General features: G+C 62.2%; 13 protein-coding genes. 6 read left to right on the top strand and 7 right to left on the bottom strand.

All coding sequences use genetic code 11. The features are described from left to right. Positions 1-325: 325 nt before the first annotated feature. From hpnH to shc, 4 genes are all read right to left on the bottom strand, one after another. On the bottom strand, positions 326-1,324 hold the full coding sequence (gene hpnH / locus JFN93_RS23545) for an adenosyl-hopene transferase HpnH (RefSeq protein WP_199386830.1): 999 nt from the start codon (positions 1,322-1,324) through the stop codon (positions 326-328). A gap of 229 nt (positions 1,325-1,553) precedes the next feature. Further along, complete coding sequence (gene dxs, locus JFN93_RS23540; RefSeq protein WP_199386829.1) at positions 1,554-3,467, bottom strand: 1-deoxy-D-xylulose-5-phosphate synthase; 1,914 nt, start codon at positions 3,465-3,467, stop codon at positions 1,554-1,556. Between the two features lie 36 nt (positions 3,468-3,503). After that, complete coding sequence (hpnA, locus tag JFN93_RS23535) at positions 3,504-4,490, bottom strand: hopanoid-associated sugar epimerase (RefSeq protein ID WP_199386828.1); 987 nt, start codon at positions 4,488-4,490, stop codon at positions 3,504-3,506. 9 nt (positions 4,491-4,499) lie between these two features. Continuing rightward, complete coding sequence (gene shc / locus JFN93_RS23530) at positions 4,500-6,545, bottom strand: squalene--hopene cyclase (protein ID WP_199386827.1); 2,046 nt, start codon at positions 6,543-6,545, stop codon at positions 4,500-4,502. A 229-nt stretch (positions 6,546-6,774) separates the two neighbouring features. Here shc and JFN93_RS23525 point away from each other — a divergent pair, with 229 nt between their 5' ends. The 3 genes from JFN93_RS23525 to hpnI all read left to right on the top strand — a co-directional run bounded on the left by JFN93_RS23525 (position 6,775) and on the right by hpnI (position 11,612). Continuing rightward, positions 6,775-9,420, top strand: a complete 2,646-nt coding sequence (locus JFN93_RS23525) for an MMPL family transporter (RefSeq protein ID WP_199386826.1) — start codon at positions 6,775-6,777, stop codon at positions 9,418-9,420. A 196-nt stretch (positions 9,421-9,616) separates the two neighbouring features. Continuing rightward, the gene (locus tag JFN93_RS23520) at positions 9,617-10,192 is read left to right on the top strand and encodes a class I SAM-dependent methyltransferase (protein ID WP_199386825.1); all 576 of its coding nucleotides are present in this window, start codon (positions 9,617-9,619) and stop codon (positions 10,190-10,192) included. A 277-nt stretch (positions 10,193-10,469) separates the two neighbouring features. After that, the gene (gene hpnI, locus JFN93_RS23515; RefSeq protein WP_199386824.1) at positions 10,470-11,612 is read left to right on the top strand and encodes a bacteriohopanetetrol glucosamine biosynthesis glycosyltransferase HpnI; all 1,143 of its coding nucleotides are present in this window, start codon (positions 10,470-10,472) and stop codon (positions 11,610-11,612) included. Positions 11,613-11,890: 278 nt separating this feature from the next. Here hpnI and JFN93_RS23510 read toward each other — a convergent pair whose 3' ends face one another. The 3 genes from JFN93_RS23510 to JFN93_RS25865 all read right to left on the bottom strand — a co-directional run bounded on the left by JFN93_RS23510 (position 11,891) and on the right by JFN93_RS25865 (position 14,416). Beyond that, positions 11,891-12,094 (bottom strand): DUF2905 domain-containing protein, encoded by a 204-nt coding sequence (locus JFN93_RS23510; RefSeq protein ID WP_199386823.1) that lies wholly within the window; start codon positions 12,092-12,094, stop codon positions 11,891-11,893. Positions 12,095-12,209: 115 nt separating this feature from the next. Further along, the gene (locus JFN93_RS23505; protein WP_199386822.1) at positions 12,210-12,743 is read right to left on the bottom strand and encodes an epoxyqueuosine reductase QueH; all 534 of its coding nucleotides are present in this window, start codon (positions 12,741-12,743) and stop codon (positions 12,210-12,212) included. After that, the gene (locus tag JFN93_RS25865; protein WP_199386821.1) at positions 12,740-14,416 is read right to left on the bottom strand and encodes a cytochrome C; all 1,677 of its coding nucleotides are present in this window, start codon (positions 14,414-14,416) and stop codon (positions 12,740-12,742) included. Before JFN93_RS25865 ends, JFN93_RS23505 begins: the two co-directional genes overlap by 4 nt. Positions 14,417-14,883: 467 nt before the next feature. On the opposite strand from JFN93_RS25865, the gene JFN93_RS23495 reads away from it, so the two are divergent. From JFN93_RS23495 to JFN93_RS23485, 3 genes are all read left to right on the top strand, one after another. Then, positions 14,884-16,173, top strand: a complete 1,290-nt coding sequence (locus JFN93_RS23495; protein WP_199386820.1) for a cytochrome C — start codon at positions 14,884-14,886, stop codon at positions 16,171-16,173. Between the two features lie 80 nt (positions 16,174-16,253). Next, on the top strand, positions 16,254-16,613 hold the full coding sequence (locus tag JFN93_RS23490; protein ID WP_199386819.1) for a cytochrome C: 360 nt from the start codon (positions 16,254-16,256) through the stop codon (positions 16,611-16,613). Positions 16,614-16,617: 4 nt separating this feature from the next. Next, on the top strand, positions 16,618-18,852 hold the full coding sequence (locus JFN93_RS23485; protein WP_199386818.1) for a methyl-accepting chemotaxis protein: 2,235 nt from the start codon (positions 16,618-16,620) through the stop codon (positions 18,850-18,852). The last annotated feature ends 4 nt before the right edge of the window (positions 18,853-18,856 follow it).

Here is an 18,856-nt window from a genome sequence, read left to right as displayed (position 1 = left end):
GTTCTCAATCATTTACGAGGGAAGAATGCCCGTTATGTAGCCGATGGGGCATTTACACAAAATCCTTTACACGCCCTCCATCCGTACCATTTGTGCTGTGATCACTTGCTGCAACGCGACTGCGATGTCGTGGGGGTGTGCGCCGGCTAAAGGTTTTGGAGCTCGCATTGGATGCTTGGGCAATCGCGCCTGGAAAGGCCCACAGGGTTCGCCCCTGTCTTGCCGAGCAAAGCGGCTGCTGTCTCGCGTCCCCCTCGCAGGCGCAAAAAAGCCCGCCGGATGCTGACGTCCGGCGGGCCTTTTGCGGTCGATATCAAACAAAAAATCAGGTCATGTTCCAGAGGAACATTTCCCACATGTCTTTCCAGCTCTTGCCGATCTCGGCGACGACTGAGGGCTCGAAGCCGCAGTGCATCATGCACTGGGCGCAGCGCGGGTCTTTGCCGACGCCGTACTTGTCCCACTGGGTCTTCTCCATCATCTCCTTGAAGCTTCCGTAGTGGGCGTCGGTGATCAGGTAGCAGGGGGCCTTCCAGCCGCGGGTGTTGCGGGTCGGGTTCCCCCACGGGGTGCACTCGAGCTGCTTCTGCCCCTTCAGGAAGCGCAGATACATCGGGGTGGAGAAGAAGCGGTACCGCTTGCTCATCTCGTAGACCTGTTCGAATTTCTTCTCGATCTCGCGGCGCTCCAGGAAGAGCTTCTCGCCGACCGCCTCGTAGCCGAAGCCCGGGGCGACCAGGAAGCCGTCGACGCCCATGTCACGCAGGTGCGAGAAGAGCATCTCGATCTCGACGAGGTCGGTCTCCTTGAAGATGGTGGTGTTGGTGCAGACGCGGAAACCGAGCTCCTTCGCCTTCTTGATGGCGGACATCGCGATCTTGAAGGTCCCCTTGCGCTCGAGGATGCGGTCGTGGGTTTCTTCCATCCCGTCCATGTGGATGTTGAGGATGAAGTTCGGGTGCGGCTTCATGTTGTCGAGCGCCTTCTCCAGGAGCAGGGCGTTGGTGCAGAGATAGACGTGCTTGCCGCGCGCCAGCACCCCGTCGATGAGCGGGAAGATTTCGGGATAGAGGAACGGCTCGCCGCCGGTGATGGTGACGACCGGCGCCGGACACTCGTCGACCGAGTCCAGGCACTGCTTCAGGGTCAGCATGTCCTGAATGGTGTCGGCATACTCGCGGATCCGGCCGCAGCCGGAACAGGCGAGGTTGCACAGGTGCGTCGGCTCCAGCATCAGCACGAGCGGGTATTTCTCCACATTCTTCATCTTGTTGGAGACGATGTACTTGGTGAGATCGTAATTCAATCGCATCGGAAAACGCATGTCTTAGTCCGTCCCTTAATGGCTCTTCTATTTGTTGTTGCTGAGGAACCCCATCCTCACCCTGCCCCTTTCCTTGAAGGAAAGGGGACGCTTCGGGGAAGGATCTACCATATACGCTACTTATTCTTGTCAGGCAGCCCCTGACAAACTCTGCCAAGGCAATAAACACAAAAGCGGGACATGCCGAAGCCGGGCATGTCCCGCGCTTTTTTCAAAGCACTTCGCTTCTCTACTTAACGCAGGCGAGCTGCGGTGCGTCAGCCCTTCTTCCCTTGAGAAACGCCGCACAGGTGGCCGCGATGCCTTCCTTGTCGAGCCCGAGGTCGGCACGCAGCTGGGCCTGGCTCCCCTGCTCGATGTATCGGTCGGGGATGCCGATCCGCTTCACCCGCACCTGGCTCAGGCCGCGGTCGGCCAAAAGCTCCAGGACGGCGCTGCCGAAGCCGCCCATGAGCGCGTTTTCTTCCACGGTCACGATGCAGCCGGTCTTCTCGGCCTGGGAGAGGATCAGTTCCTCGTCGAGCGGTTTCACGAAGCGGGCGTTCACCACCGCCGCGGAAATCCCCTGCTCCTTGAGCAGGGCGGCCGCCTCGAGCGCCGGATGCACCGTCGAGCCGATGGCGACGAGGGTGAGGTCGGTGCCGTCCTGCAAAAGCTCGCCCTTGCCGATCGGAAGCTCCTTGAACTCGCGGTCCATCGGTACGCCGAAGCCGGCGCCGCGCGGGTAGCGCAGGGCGATGGGGCGGCCGTAGCCGACGGCGGTGTAGACCATGTGCTGCAGCTCGTTCTCGTCCTTGGGCGCCATCACGGTCAACTCCGGAAGGTGGCGCAGGTAGGAGAGGTCGAAGGCGCCGTGGTGGGTCGGGCCGTCGTCGCCGACCAGGCCGCCGCGGTCCAGACAGAGGACCACCGGAAGTTTCTGCAGGCAGATGTCGTGGAAGACCTGGTCGTAGGCGCGCTGGGCGAAGGTCGAGTAGATCGCGGCCACCGGGGCGAACCCCTGGGTAGCCAGGCCCGCCGCGAAGGTCAGCGCGTGCTGCTCGGCGATGCCGACGTCGAAAAAGCGCTCCGGGTATCGTTTGGCAAAGGGGGTGAGCCCGGTGCCGTCCGGCATGGCCGCGGTGATCGCCACCACTTTCGGGTCGCGTTCGGCGAGCTTCACCATGGTCTCGCCGAAGACCTGGGTATAGGAAGGTGCCACCGCACGCGGCGCCGGAGCCGGCTTGCCGTCCAGGCTGAACGGGGAGACGCCGTGGAACTTGTCCGGCATGTCCTCGGCCGGGCCGTACCCTTTTCCCTTCTTGGTCATGACGTGGACCAGGATCGGCCCTTCGATCTGCTTGACGTTTTCCAGGATCCCGACCATCGCTTCCAGGTCGTGGCCGTTGATCGGGCCGACGTACTCGAAGCCGAGCGCCTCGAAGAGGGTGCCCGGGGTGAGGAACCCTTTCAGCGAGTTCTCGGCCTTCTTGGCGAAGTGCAGGATGTTGCCGCCGATCGCGGGGATGCCGGTCAAAAGCCCCTCGATCTCCTTCTTCAGGCTCCGGTAGTAGCCGCCGGTCATCTTGCGGGAGATGAAGGAGGAGAGCGCCCCGACGTTGCGGGAAATGGACATCTCGTTGTCGTTCAGGACGACGATGAGGTTCTTGCGCAGATGCCCCGCCTGGTTCAGCGCCTCAAACGCCATCCCGCCGGTGAGCGAGCCGTCGCCGATCACGGAGATGACCCGGTGCGCATCGCCGTTCAGCCCGTTGGCGACCGCCATGCCGAGGCCGGCGGAAATCGAGGTCGACGAGTGCCCGGCGCCGAAGGCGTCGTGCTCGGACTCGGAGCGCTTGGGGAAGCCGCTGATGCCGCGGTAGCGGCGCTGGGTCGGAAAGGTGTCCCGGCGGCCGGTCAGGATCTTGTGGGTGTAGGCCTGGTGCCCGACGTCGAAGATGATCTTGTCGGCCGGGGAATTGAAGCAGTAATGAAGCGCAATGGAGAGCTCGACGCAGCCCAGGTTGGACGCGAGGTGCCCGCCGGTCTTCGAGACCGTTTCCATAAGGTACGAGCGGACCTCTTCGGCGAGGTTCGGAAGCTCGTGGACCCCCAGCTTCTTGAGGTCCTGAGGACCATTGATAGATTGCAGCAACTTGTGCATGGGTGAGTATCTCCGTCGGACGCTTCCGGCGGTCCGCTACCGTGCGTAGCCGTGGCTGCGAAACCAGCCCACGGCCTGCTCAAGCGATTCCCGCACCGGGCGCACCGGAAGCCCCAGCTCCCGGATCGCCTTCTGGGGATCGAAAAACATGAATTTGGCCGCCATCTGGACCCCCGCCAGCGGGATCATCGGCTCTTTCCCGGTGCAGGCGGAAATGGCCTCGTTGGCGTAGGCGGCAAAAAGAATCGGATAGTAAGGCAGTTTCACCCCGGGGGCCTTCAGCCCGGTCAGCTCCGAGAGGAGTTTGAAAATCTGGGCCAGGGTCAGGTTCTCGTTCCCCAGGATGTATTTTTCACCGATCTTCCCTTTCTGGGCGGCGAGGATATGGCCACGGGCGCAGACCTCGACGTCGATGAGGTTGAGCCCGGTATCGAGATAGGCCGGCATCTTCCGGTTCAGGAAGTCGACGATGATCTTCCCGGTCGGGGTCGGCTTCACGTCGCGGGGACCGACCGGCGTCGAGGGATTCACGATCACGAGCGGAAGCCCGCGCGGGATGAATTCCTCGGCGGCGCGCTCGGCCAAAAACTTGCTCTTCTTGTAGTCGCCGACCATGTCTTCGAAGCCGACCGGGGACGACTCGGTGCCGGGGGTGCCGTCGCCGGGGTTCCCGAGGGTCCCGACGCTGGAGGTGTAGACGACTTTCTCGGTCCCGGCGGTCAGCGCGGCGTTCAGGATGTTCCGGGTCCCGCCGACGTTGACATCATACATGGTCGCCGGGCTGCGGGTCCAGAGCCGATAATCGGCGGCCGCATGGTACAGGGTGGCGCAGCCCTTGAGCCCCCGGGCCAGGTGATCCCGGTCGGTCAGGTCCCCTTCGAAGAGCTCCACGTCCAGGCCGGCCAGGTTGGTCCGGTCCGAGCCGGGGCGCACCAGGGCACGCACCTCGACACCGTCCTTGATCAGTTCCCGGACGATGCTGGCGCCGATGAAACCGGTGGCACCGGTGACGAAAGCCTTCATGCGCGGTTCCTACTCAAGCATCCCACCGGTCTGCTCGCGGAAGGTCCCGAGCGCCATGAGGGGGAAGCAGTTGCGGTAGATGTGGTACTTGATCATGAAGTATTTCGGGAAGCCGGTCCCGGTGTAGTTCACCTCGTCCCAGGTGCCGTCTTCCTTCTGGGTGGCCAGAAGGTACTGGATGCCGCGGGCGACCGTGGAGCAGTGCGCCTCGCCGGCCGCCATGAGCGCCAAGAGCGCCCAGGACGTCTGCGATGCGGTGCTCTCGCCGATACCCATCAGGGTGCGGTCGTGGTAGGACTCGCAGGTCTCGCCCCAACCCCCGTCGATGTTCTGGCGCGACTTGATCCAGTTCACCGCGCGGCGGATGTAGGCCTGGTTCGGGTCCTCGCCGATCGCGGAGAGGCCGCACAGGACCGACCAGGTGCCGTAGAGGTAGTTGACCCCCCAGCGTCCCCACCAGGGCCCCTCGGGCTCCTGCTCCTTCTTCAGAAAATCAATGGCGCGTACCGCGGCCGGATAGGTCTTCGCGTAGCCGAAGGTCCCCATCAGTTCGAGCATCCGGCCGGTGAGGTCGGAGGTCGGCGGATCGATGAGCGCTTCCAGGTCGGCGAACGGGATCTTGTTCAACAGGTACTTGGTGTTGTCCTTGTCGAAGGCGCCCCAGCCGCCGTTTTTGCTCTGCATGCCGAGGCACCAGTTGATGCCGCGCTTGATGGCGCCGTCCAAGGACTTGCGGTCCTTCACCTGGATTCCCTTGAGGGCGATCATGACGAAGCCGGAGTCGTCGACGTCGGGATACCAGTCGTTCAAAAACTCGAAGGCCCATCCGCCCGGTTCCAGGGTGGGAGCCTTGACCTTCCAGTCGCCCGGCTTGCGGACTTCCTTGTCCATGAGCCACTGCGCCCCCTTGATCAGGGAGGGGTGGTCGGCCGGCACGCCGGAATCGACCAGCGCCTTCAGGGCGAGCGCGGTGTCCCAGACCGGCGAGACGCAGGACTGCAGCACCAGCTCATCGTCGGTCTCGATGCAGAAGTTCGCCATCGCCTCGAGCCCCAGCGCAATGACCGGATGGTCGTTGGGATAGCCGAGGGTGGCGAGGGACAAGATCGCGTTCAGCATCGCGGGCTGGATGCCGCCCCAGTCGCCGGTGGTTTCCTGGTGCTCCAGCACCCACTGCTCGGCCCGGGCGAGCGCCTTCTTCTTGAACGGACGGATCGGGCTCGATTCGTAGATCTTGAGCAGGTGATCGACCCCGATGAAGAAGTTCTTCCAGGTCAGGATCCCGTCCTCTTTGGTGAAGGTGTAGTCGGTGGGACGGGGGGGGCGGACGAAGAGCTCCTGCACCCGCATGGCCGGCGGGAGCTTTTTCACCGGGCGTTTTTCCATCACGATGGAGAGCGGGATGATGGTCGCGCGCGCCCAGCTGGAGAACTCGTACATGTTGAAATAGGCCCAGTTCGGCAAAAGGGTCAGCTCCACCGGCATGGAAGGTACCCCGAACCAGGCAAACTCGCCGAAAAGGGCGAGGAATATCTTGGTAAAAACACGGGTCTTGATGATCCCGCCGTGCTCCAGGATGAAGGCGCGCGCCTTCTCCATGGCGGGGTGCTCCGCCGGGTAGCCGGAGAGCTTCAGCGCGAAATAGGCCTCCACCGTGGTGGAAAGGTCGCCGGGGCCGCCGAAATAAATGGTCCAGGAACCGTTCTCGGTCTGCTTGGAAAGCAGGTAATTGGCCATCTTGCGCTGCTTTTCCCGATCAACCATCCCCAGGAAATGGAACAGCATAATATATTCGGCGGTAATGGTGACATTGGATTCGAGTTCTGCCCACCAGTAACCTTTGGGAAGCTGCTCCCTGAAGAAGAAATCGCGGCTGCGTTCTATGGCGAGATCGAGGGCACTGTTTGCTTTGCCCTGCTTACTCTTCCAGATGGATGCGGGAAGTCGGTGGACCGTTGCACCATGTTTGTTCCCAGACTCTTTCTCCGATTCCACGGGAGCGCCGTTGAATGAAGTGAGTGAACTAGATATGGGGTGTTTGAACGGGAGGGTCACCTCATACTCCTTTCAGGAATTATTGACCGCGGCTAATGGAGTGTAGCGTCTTCGGTACAGATAACAAGCCGGGAGACATACCACATTTTTGACAAAAGGTACATATATTTTTCTTAGTGTTTACAAAATTAATTAGAAAAAACGGGACTTTATGTGGGGAGGTTGCCTTGCAGGGGGTGGATGTGGTACCTTCTGCAGCTTTGGGTATCAGCGCAAAGGCAGGGTAATCATGGAAAAAAAATCGGCACAAAACTCGTTTTTCTACCGGGTAGCGGCAGGAAGCCCGTGGCTGGTCCTCATCGTGGCCCTGCTTCTCTCCGCCGCCTCGATCTATTACACCGCTCACAAAATGGAGTTCCTCACCGGCCGTGACCAGCTCATGCCGCAGAACACCTTCTTCAACCGCGACTTCGTCTCCTATCGGGGTGAGTTCGGGGACCAGGAAGAGATCGCGGTGGTCATCGAGAGCTCCGATGCGGAGAAGGCGGGTGCTTTCGGCACCAGGCTCTATGAGGCGCTGTCCAAGGACAAGACTCACTTCGCCCAGGTGTTCTATCCGTTCGGGCTCCCCTTCTTCCAGAAAAACGGCCTGATGCTCCTTCCTTTGAGCGATCTGAAAGATCTGCACCGCAACATCACCCTGGCACTGCCGGTGCTCAAAGAGCTCGCCAAGAGTCCCAACGTCGAGACGCTTTTCACCTACCTGACCAGCAGCATGGATAAATACGTGGCCGGGGACACCTCCCAGCTCCCCTCGATCATGTTCATGCTGGACAAGCTGGGCGCCGGCTTCCAGAGCTTCGGCGGGAAGGGAGAGCCCCCTTCCATGGAAAGCCTGTTCATGAACCCGGATTCCTCCTTCGCCAAGGCGGGGCGGCAACAGGTGCTGACCGTGCTCCCGGTGCGCAACAGCACCGGCTTTGTCCCGGCCGAGGCGGCCATTGCCACGGTGCGTGCCGAAATCGCCAAGCTCAAGCGCCTCCCCGAGTTCGCCAAGGTGAAGACCGGCCTGACCGGTGCCCCGGTCCTGGAAAACGAGGAGATGAACACCAGCCAGAGAGACATCGCCCTGGCTACCGGCATCTCGCTCGCCCTCACCGTGGTGCTGCTCCTGATCGCCTTCCGCGGCATCCTCAATACCATTGCCGCCATCGTCTCGCTGCTGGTCGCGGTGGCGCTTTCCTTCGGTTTTGCCACCCTCGCCGTCGGGCATCTCAACATCCTTTCCATGGTCTTCGCGGTCATGCTGATCGGGATCGGGATCGAGTACGGCATCCAGCTCGTCTTGCGCTACCAGGAGGAGCTGCGCCGCGACAAGCCGCAAAACGAGGCGATCGCCATCGGCCTTACCCGTAACATCTGGGCCATCGTCATGGCCGCCGCGACCGTTGCCGCCGCTTTCTTCACCTTCGTCTTCACCGACTTCAAGGGGATCTCCGAGCTCGGCATCATCGCGGCGGGCGGGGTCGCCATCTGCGTTTTGGTGACCTTCACCGTGCTGCCGGCGATCCTCATCATCCTGGCCCGGCACCGCAAGCCGCACCGGGTGAAAGTTCCCAAGCTGGAAGTGGCCAAGAAGGAATTCAAGCTCTTCGCCGCCCACCCGAAGCTCGTCATCGGGGCAACCGCCGTTTTGTGCCTCTTATCCATCTATCCGCTCACCCACATCGCCTTCGACTACAACCTGATGAACCTGCAGGCAAAGGGGCTGGAGTCGGTCACCTATGCCTATAAGCTGATGCGCTCCAAGGAAAACTCCGGCTACTTCGCGGTGATCTCGGCGACGAATCAGGCCGACCTGGCGGAGAAGACCCGGCGCCTTGAGGCGCTGCCGACCGTGGACCACGTGGTGAGCGTGAATTCCTTCGTACCGGAACAGCAGCAGGAGAAGCTTGCCGAACTGGCCGCTATGCGCCGCGAGCTCGACGAGATCCATCCCGTGAAATACGAGGAGGAGATCTCCCTCATGGCGCTGCCGAAGGTGTTCGAGGGCTTCCGGAATTCCACCGTGAAGCTCAAGGAGAAGCTCGAGGCCGAAAAACGCCCCGAGGCGAAGCAGGCGGGGCAGTTCCTCGCGATCCTCGACAAGTTCTTCGCCTCGTTGGAGAAGGAGAAGGACCGCAATGCCGTGGGTATGTTGCAGGACTTCCAGGGGGGGATGTTCCGCGAGCTGCCGGACAAGATCGGTCTGCTCAAGGACAGCCTGAAGGGGGCCCCGGTCTCCGAAGCGGACGTCCCGCCCGAGCTGAAGAGCCGGTTCGTCGGCAAGACCGGGAAACTCCTGCTCCAGGTGGCGCCCAAAGAGGAGATCTTCGAATACAAGCCGCTCAAGGCGTTCTTGCATGACATCCGCAGCGTCGACCCGCACGCCACCGGCGAGCCGGTCATGGTGTACGAGTCGATGACCATCATGCGCGACGCCTACCGCGACGCCTTCCTCTATGCCTTCGGGGCGATCGTGGTGATTCTGCTGGTCGCGTTCAGAAGCGTGAAATACACCCTGATCGGGCTGGTGCCGCTGATCGTCGGGATCCTGTTCATGATCAGCGGCATGTACCTGTTCGGGATCAGCTTCAACTCCGCCAATATCATCGTGATGCCACTGGTATTGGGGATCGCGGTGGACTCCGGGATCTACATCATCAACCGGTACCGGCGCGAGGAGGGGAGTCCGGCGTCGGTTATCGCCAGCAGCACCGGGCTGGGCGTTCTCTTGAACACGCTCACCATCATGGCGAGCTTCGGCGCGCTGATGGTGGCCCACCACCAGGGGGTCTTCAGCATCGGCGCCGTCATGTCGCTGGGGATGCTCGCCTGCCAGGTCGCCTTCATGATCACCCTGCCGGCGGTGCTGACCCTGGCGGGGAAAAAGTAACAGCGGTCCCTCACTCCACCTTTGACAAGGGGGGATTTGCCTTTGCTGGTTCGACTGGACCCTTGGCCGGTTTAATCGCGCCTGGAAAGGTGCTCCCACAGGGCTGGTGCCTTCCGATGGGAGCCGGTGCTATTTCGACAAGGTAGCTTTCAACGTCCCCTCTCCTTCAAGGAGAGGGACAGGGTGAGGATGGGGTATGTCTGTCCGAAGAATTCCCCTGCGCGGAGCGGTGCCGCTGGCCCATCACTTCCTGCGGGAACGAGTAGGGGAGGGGGACCGAGTCGTTGACGCCACCTGCGGCAACGGGCAGGACACGCTTTTACTGGCTCAACTGGTCGGGCCATCGGGAAAGGTCTGGGCGTTCGACCTGCAGGAGAGCGCCATCGCGGCGACCCGGGAGCTGCTGGAACGGGAGGGGGTGGCCGGCCGCGTGGAGCTGCTGCAATCCGGGCACGAAGGTATTGCCGATCATGTCGCCGGGCCGCTGCAGGCGGCGGTGTTCAACCTCGGCTACCTGCCGGGGGGAGACCCCTCTTTGGTCACCCGCCCGGAAAGCACGGTGGCGGCGCTGCAGCAGGCGCTCGATCTCCTGCTCCCCGGAGGGATTCTGACCATTGCCGTATATACCGGGCATCCCGGAGGCGACGAGGAAGCCCGCGCGGTGGAAGCATGGTGCTCGGCCCTGCCCCCCAAGAAGTTCAACGTCTGGCGCCACCGCCAACTGAACCGGCCGGAGTACGCACCGTACCTGGTAATGGTCGAGGCGAATTGATAAGGCGAATCCCCCCCGGCGCGCCTTTTTCAAAGGGGGGAGTCGTTGGATCACCGGGGTTTGAAGTCCCCCTTTGAAAAAGGGGGATTTAGGGGGATTTGGTTGTAAGGTTCCAGGTTCATTGCAATGAAAAGGGTCTGCAAGAACTCAAAGGCAAATCCCCCCAGCCCCCTCTGTCAAAGGGGGCTGGGGGGAGGGTAGTTTATTCACAGCGAGCGGTAGCCGCTCCTAACTCAACAGCGGGGTTCTCTGTCAATTGTCCATTGCCAATTGTCCATTGCATTTACTACTGCCGTTCGTTCTGGTTCTTCCCGCACTGGCTTATTCCCTGATCACCCTGTATTGCGGGCGTAGCTTCTTCACCAGAAAACTCATCGTCGATCCGGCCTTCACTCCGCCGGTGACCATCCTCAAGCCGGTCAAGGGGATGGACGCGGACAGCTTCGAGAACTTCGCCTCCTTCTGCCGCCAGGACTACCCCCTCCACCAGATCGTCTTCGCCGTCGCATCCCCGAGCGATCCTGTCATTACGGTCATCGAGCGGGTGCGTGAGGCCTTCCCGCACCTCGATATCGAGCTCGTCATCGACGGCGCCATCCACGGCGCCAATTACAAGGTCTGCAACCTCATGCATGCCTTCCCGCGCGCCAAGCACGACATCCTGATCGTCTGCGACAGCGACATCCGCGTGGAGCCGAACTTCCTCAGAACGGTCTGCGCCCCGTTTGCCGATTCCGAGGTCGGGCTCGTCACGTCCCCCTATCGCAGCTCCGGGATCGTCGGGACCGGCTGCGCCATCGAGGCGCTCGGCTTTTCCTGTGAGATGATCCCGAACGTGCTGGTGGCGCTCAAGCTGGAGGGGCTCAGCTTCGCCCTCGGGGCATCCATGACCTTTCGTCGCTCCGCGCTGGAGGCGATCGGCGGTTTCGAGGCGCTGGTCGATTACTTGGCTGACGACTACCAGTTGGGGAACAAGATCTTCAAGGCGGGATACCGGCTGGAGCTCTCCCCGATGTTCGTGGAAAGCATCATGCACGGCGTGGAAAGCGTGAAAGAAGTGCTGGTGCGCCAGCTCCGGTGGGGGCGGACCATGCGGGTGTCGCGGCCGGGAGGATACCTGGCTTCAGGCATTACGCTTCCTTTCCTCGGAGCGGCGCTGGCCGTGATCGTTTCCGGCTTCTCCGCGGCCGGGTTTGCCGCGGCTGCGCTTCTGTATGTCGTCCGCTCCGTGGTCTGCACCATTTACAGCAGAAGATATGTAAAGGATGACCTGCTGCCGGGGTGGTTGTGGCTTTTACCGTTTCGCGATGCTTGTGGTTTCTTCGTCTGGGCGCTGTCGCTGGTGGGGAACAAGGTTCACTGGCGGGGGCATCTCTTCCAGCTCTCCAAGGGGGGGAAGATTACCGAGATCGGGCCCTAGACGAGTCTGGGTTCTTCCAAAACCACCGCGGTGCGGATTCCACTTGTAGGAGCGGCATTCCTGCCGCGATCCCCGGTGGGCAATCGCGACAAGAATGTCGCTCCTGACACGGGGTAGCGCATTTTGGTTTTGTCTGGAATATTGGATGAGCTCGTAGGGTGAGCACTCTGTGCCCACGCGGACGATGACGGTGGGCAGAGGGCTGCCCACCCTACATGAATGAAAAGAGAAAGGGCGCAGCGTGCTTGCTGTGCCCTTTCTTTATTTGCTATCGGAAACTACTTGCGCAGCAGCCAGAGGATGAACGAAAGGATAACCGAGACGATGATGCTGGTGGCGAGAGGGAAATAGAAGGTGAAGTTCTCCTTCTTGATATAGATGTCTCCCGGCAGACGTCCCAGCCAGGGGATCTTTCCGGCAAAGGTGATCACCACGCCGATCAGCGCGATGAGCAGCCCCATTATGATCAGGCTTTTTCCCAAGAGAACCTCAAGTCAATGGACAATTGACAACTAACCCCCTCCTCACCCCGACCCTCCCCTTGAAGGGGAGGGAGGTATAGGCATTGTCCATTGTCAATTGTCCATTGTTCATTGTTCATTTGCCTTTGTAGTACCGCTCCTTCTCACTGTAGATGCAGCCGCAGTATTTCTGACGGTACAGCCCCATCTCCTTGGAAATGTCGATCCCCGCCTGCCAGCCGCGCCGGTAGTCGTCGTAGTGAAACTGCACGCCGTAGCGCGCGCCGAACTCCTCCCCAGCGGCTTTAATCGCCTCGTGCTGCTGATACCTACTGTAGAGCAGGCTCGAGGAAAAGTGGGTGAAGCCCATCTCGGCGGCGGCACGGGCGGTTTCCTCCAGCCGGGAGCGGTAGCAGTAGCCGCAGCGCGATTTCGGGTCGGCCGCGACCGCGCCGAGAAATTCCTCCAGTTGGTAATCCTTGCGGATCACGACCTCCAACTGGATCTGTTCCGCATAGCTCTTCACCGCGTCGAGCCGGGAGCGGAATTCGGTGTAGGGGTGGATGTTGTGGTTGTAGAAATAGCCGGTCACGTCGACCCCGGCGAAGCGAAGCTCCCGCACCGGGTAGATCGAGCACGGGGCGCAGCACATGTGCAGCAATAGTTTCATGGTCTTCCCGGATGTTGCGGGTCGTCGAACAGGTACGCGGCGGCGTCGGTGAACCCGTTGGTCGCAAGGTAGCCGGCCACGTCGTTGCCGAGGTTGCCGTTGGTGGAAAGCAGCCAGTCGATCGAATCGTAGAGGAGCCGCTTGGTGTAGTCGGGATTGTGCGCGAAGCTCCCGCCGTCCTCGGTTAACACATAGTAGTTCGCCGCGCTCCCCATGGTGTAGGCGTGGGCCTTGACCCCGCCGGAGCCGGGGACCACCGTCGAGCCGAGTACCGAGGAGCCGAGCGGAGCCAGGTTCCAGTTGCGGGCGGTCTGATACCAGGAAGCCGCGCCGACGTTGATGCCGTTTTGTACCAACAGCTTTTTCAGCGCGCCCAGGGCGTTCAGATATCCCTGCCGCTTCGCCTCGAGCAGGGCCGGGGTCCAGGCGGTAGTGCCGGTGTGGCAATGCGCGCAGGTGGCGCTGACAATCGACTGGATGCTTCCGTCGCTGTTCAATACGACGGGGGAGAACAGGTGGGTCTGGTCGGTGTTCATATGGCAGCCGACGCAGGGGCCGACGGTCCCGGTCCCTCGGAAATTGCCTGTTCCGATCTGGTCGTGAAGGTAGTCCCCCACCGCATACTTTTCCGCGCTGGTATAAAACCGGAAGCCGACCTCCCGGAATACCACCCCGGCCCCAGGGAGGTGGTGGGCGTTGATCAGGGCGAGGCTGCTGAAGCTCTCGCCGCGCTGGTCCACGGCCTTGATCAGGTCTCCGGTTCCGCGACCGGTATGGCAGACAACGCAGAGGTTGGACACCCCCACGTCGGGAAACTGGTACGACGTCAGGACCTTCTTCGCGGTGGCGTTGGAGAAGTTGTAGAAGCCGACTGCCGCCGGCACGGAGCGCATCTTACTGTAGTCGTAGCTTCTTCCGGTGCTGCCGAGGTGGCAGGCGTCGCAGGCGATGACCTCGTGGGTCTTGTCCCCGGGGGCCCCGAAGGGGCGGATGTCGGTGAATCCTGAGGAAACGTAACGGATGAAGCCGGTGCTGGTGTGGCAGCGGACGCAGTTCGACCCGGTCGAGTTCTCGGGGGTGGCACCCGGGATGGGGTTGCCGCGCGTCTTGAAGTCGTATTGATTCCAGGGGGCTTTGGTCACGTCCCCCAGCGACTGGCTCCATTGCCGGTGTTGGGGAAGCAGCGTGTTGTAATGCGGGTTGTGACACGCGGTGCAGCGGTTTTGATACTGGGTTGAGACGTACCGCGCCGTGGAGTAGTTGGTGTTGGCGACGAGATGGGTGTCGAAGTGGAACATGCCGGCGCCCAGCGGATGGCGCGCCGCGTTCGGCGCATGGCACTTGACGCACTTGCCGCTTTGATCGGGATTGATGGTGACTTCGTAGCCGGTGGGGGTCCCGCCGCCGTGGCAGGTGCTGCACTGGTTTGGATGGCCCGGAGCGGGCTCGTGGCAGTCGGCGCAGGAGGCGCCGTTGCCGGCGGCGTGGGCTGAGGCGCTCCACTCCTGGACGATCGATTGTCCCGTCCCCGGGGAGACCGCGTCGCTATGGCAGCCGATGCAGGACTGGGCCGCCTGCACGGCGGAGACGTCGGCGGGCCTGGGGTCGCCACCGCCGCAGGCGGTCAATGCCAGCGGCAACAGCAGAAATGGGAGTGCCGTTTTCAGCTTCATTGCAAAACCCCTCCATCAAGAGAACATCGCCCGGTGAAATTAGCACTTTCACGAGGAAAAAAGTAGGGAAAAGAGCGGTCTGCGATCCCAGCACGACTCAGCCGGCGCGCGGAGCGCCATCAGTTTTTGCTGTGGGAGCGCCATTCCTGGCGCGATCCGCCGAAGGCGGTGATCGGTGATCGCGCCAGGAAAGGCGCTCCCACAGGAAAGCCGCTACCCTGCTTTATCCGGACCGAACCGGTCGCGACGGAAATGTCGCTCCTACCATGTCGCTGCCACATCCACGCAACCTGCCGGTTTCCGGCCGGTCCGGTTAATCCTGAAAGATGATCATAAGTTGACTTCACGCCTGCATTCCTGTAATAATCGGCGGGGCCAGCCTATCCCTTTAACAGGGGAACAGCCTTTTTTCTCCGCACGGTCTCATCCTGTTTCAATTGCATTGCAAATTGCCCTTGGGGGGTCAAATGAAAAGCCGTACTCTGTTGGCGGTGCTGACGTTTGCGGTCGCGTTGGCGCCGCTGTTGCGCCCCGGCACTGCCCACGCCATCCCCGCGTTCGCCCGCCAGCACAACACCGAGTGTTCCACCTGCCACACGATCTACCCGGAACTCAACGAATTCGGCGATGCATTTCTGAAAAACGGCTACGTCTACCCCGGCAAGCCCCGCGCCGCCGAGGCGCCGGCCGAAGGGGCGCCGGCCAAGCCGCGCAGCGAGGGGCTCTGGCTTGCCGGAATCCCGGAACAGATCCCGATTTCCTTCACGGGCACCTTGAACGTGACCTACGACAAGGATGCCTCGGACAAGGACCAGCTCGACCTCGCGGCCCGTGCGCTCAGGCTGCAGGCGGGGGGAGCCTTCCGCGAGGCGGCCGGCTTCTTTGTCACCTACAACCTTTACTCGCAGGGGACGCAGAACGGGGCCGTCCTCACGCCGAACACCAACCGCCCCGACATCGACGAGCTTTATGCGCTCTGGCGCCATGCGCTGGGTACGCCGGTGAACTTCCGGATCGGCCGGATGGAGCCGAAACTCTCGCTTTGGAAGCGAAGCGACCGGTTGATTCCGGTTCCTTCCTTCGCCTCGACCGCGTACACCGTGGGGCGTTCCCAGTTCAGTGTCGACAGCCGTTCCGACGCGCTGGAAGCGAACGCCATCCTCGGGAACCGGGTGTTCGTCGCCGGTGGCGTGGTCGACCGCAAGGGGCAGAACACCAAGGACGGCTACGGGCACATCTCCGTCAAATTCGGCGGGACCGATCTCAAGGGGCAGGAGCCGGAGCTCGACCTCGAGCAGGAGAGCGTGTGGGATTACCTCTCCCTGACCTTGGGGGGCTTCTACTACGTCGGGCGGGATGCCGACATCGCAGGGTTGAACGGGATCGGCCAGAACGGCAACCGCTTCTATCGGGCCGGCACCGAGGCCGATCTCATCTACAAGCGGCTGCGCCTGAAGGGGAGCGGCGTCTTCGGCGCCGACCGCAACCCCGACTTCACCCCGGTGCGCCCGGCCGCCGACAACGAGACCCACGCCTTCGCCTTCGAGGGGGAATATCTCTTCGGGGCTCCGGTGAACTTTGCAGCCGTCCTTCGGTACGAGCTGCAGGACGACGCGGTGGGGGTGACCCGCCGCTACATACCCGCGATCGTGTATGCCCCGCTGCAAAACGTCCGGACGTCACTGCAGTACAACTACGAGGTGACCCCGGAGCGGCGCAACCGGATCACCCTCGCGTCCCTTTCTTTCAGCTTCTAAACGGGGAACCAGACCCCAGGCCCCGCGGCACAGGCCGCGGCACGCCATCACTGGCTGCAGCGCAAAACGGAGGATGCTCAATGGGAAGGATTGTTGTGGCTTTTTTCCTCGTTGCACTTTCGTCCGGGCTTGCCCATGCCGGACTCCCCATCGTCGGCAGGGGGGACGCGATGCGTCTCGACCCGTCCGGGTTTACCCCCCAGATGAAGGCGAACTACGACATCGTCCGGGTCCGCTGCGTCAAGTGCCATACCCTGGAACGGACCATCGTCGCCATCAAGACCGGCGTAGCCCCGATCTCCGGCCAGCCCTTCGACCGCAGCGCCACCAAGGCGTACGGGGTGAAGATGTTGCGAAAGCCGGACTCCAACATGTCCAAAGCAGAGGTAAAGGCAGCCGTCGATCTGCTCAACTACCTTCTGATCCAAGCGGAGCGCTAACCAGATGAGGAATACCAGCATCGGCTCCCGCCTCATCGCCTCCTTCTTGGTCATGGCCCTGATCGTTGCCTTCACCGGCATCTTCGGGGCGATGAGCATGAAGCGGGTGGTGGGGCAGGTGCAGAACATCCTGCAGCAGCTCTACGTGCAGCAAAAGCAGGTCCTGCTGATCTCCGTTTCCCAGAAGAACTGCCACGTGAGCCTGATGGAGGCGGCGATGGTGAGTTCCAACCCGGAGGAGCTCAGCGATCACGTCGAGGACTACCGCATGCAGCGGGACATCCTGCAGGCGCAGGTGAAGAACATCCTGGAAGGGAACCGCAAGCTCGGGCTGCGTCCGGTCAACAAGGGAAGCATCGTCGACCAGCGGACGCGCAAGTTCCTGGCGAGCTGGGAGGATTTCGAGAAGGTCGCCGACCAGCTGATCGCGCGCAAGACGCAGCTGATGCAGTCGGGGGTCGGAGTCGATGCGCAGCTGAACCGGCTGGCCACCAAGGAGCTCAACGAGGCAACCGACAAGGCCAAGACCAACCTGGACGACATCCTGCTCGAGGTGGTCAGCAAGATCAACGAGGCGAACAACCAGATCACCGAGATCCAGCGCTCGGCGGGACTCACCTTCGCGGCGGTCATCTTCGGCGCGATCGTGATCGCGCTGGTTTTGGGGATGCTGGCGACCCGCAACATGGTGCAGCGGATCAAGGTGATGGCGAGCGCGGTAAACCTGGGGGCCGAGGGGAACCTCACCGCCACGGTCACCGTCGATTCCGAAGACGAGCTCGGCCGCCTGGGGCACGACTTCAACGAGATGGTGGGGAAGCTCTCCGGGATGATCGGCAAGGTATCCCGTTCCTCCAACGAACTGGCCGGCATCTCCGAGACCATGTCCAAGGCGTCGCACTCGGTGGTGCAGGCGGCGAAAACGCAGGCCGGGAGCGTTTCCAAGACCTCCTCGGCCATCGTCCAGATCGGCGCCTCCGTGAAGGGGGTCGCCCAAGGGGTCGATTCCCTCTCCTTCTCCGCTTCGGAGAGCGCCTCCTCCATCCTGGAGATGGCCTCCAGCGTCGAAGAGGTGGTGCAGAACATGGAGCACCTCTCCCAGTCGGTGGGCGAAGTCAGTTCCTCGATCGTCGAGATGGGGGTATCGATCAAGCAGGTAGGTAACGGCGTGGTGAGCCTCATGGAAGTGGCTACCTCGACGGCGTCCTCGGTCATGCAGATGGACAGCTCCATCAAGCAGGTCGAAAGAAACGCCAACGAGACCGCGGCCATCTCCAAGGCGGTCCGCCTCGACGCGGAGACCGGCAAAGAGGCGGTCGAGGCGGTGATCGAGGGGATGCAGGAAATCAAACGCGCCTCGCTGATCACCTCCGAGGTCATCGCGACCCTCTCCGACCGTGCCGGGGACATCGGCGACATCCTTTCCGTCATTGACGAAGTCGCCGAGCAGACCAACCTCCTCGCCCTCAACGCGGCGATCATCGCGGCCCAGGCCGGCGAGCACGGCAAGGGATTCGCGGTTGTGGCCGACGAGATCAAGGAACTCTCCGAGCGGACCTCCAGCTCCACCCGCGAGATCTCCCAGGTGATCCGCGGTGTCCAGGAAGAGACCCGGCGTGCCGTCGAGGCGATCGAGCAGGCCGAGCGCTCCATTGCCGACGGGGAGCTCCTCTCCCAGAAATCGGGCGAGGCGCTGGCCAAGATCGTGGTCGGCGTCTCCGAGGCGACGGCGCAGGTCGGCGAGATCGCCCGCACCACCGTCGAGCAGGCCAAGGGGAGTCACATGATCCGCGAGGCGATGGAGCAGGTCTCCGAGATGGTGGCCCAGATCGCCAAGGCGACCCGCGAACAGGGGGTCGGCAGCGAGCTGATCATGGGGGCGGTCGAGAACATGAAGGGGCTTGCCGCGCAGGTGCTGGCCTCCACCAAGGAGCAGAACAAGGTGGGAAGCCTGATCGCGCAGTCGACGGCGAGCATCACCGAGATGATCCGCCACATCAAGCGGGCCTGCGACGAGCAGAGCCGCGGCAGCGAGCAGATCGTGGTCTCGGTGGAGGACATCCAGCACGCGACCGAGGCGAACCTGGAGGCAACCCGGGTCATGGACGAGGCGGTCTACAAGCTGTTCCGCCAGGTCGACCTTTTGCGCAAAGAGATGGAGGCGTTCAAGATCTCGTCCCATGTGCACCACGAGCAGCTTCCCGAGGTGATCAAGCCCGCGGTGGAGCCGGCGGTCTAGAGTT

Source organism: Geomesophilobacter sediminis (assembly GCF_016458275.1).
GTDB classification, from domain to species: Bacteria; Desulfobacterota; Desulfuromonadia; order Geobacterales; family Geobacteraceae; genus Geomesophilobacter; species Geomesophilobacter sediminis.
The sequence above is the reverse complement of the archived record's forward strand: the minus strand, read 5'-3'. Positions and strand labels throughout refer to the sequence as shown.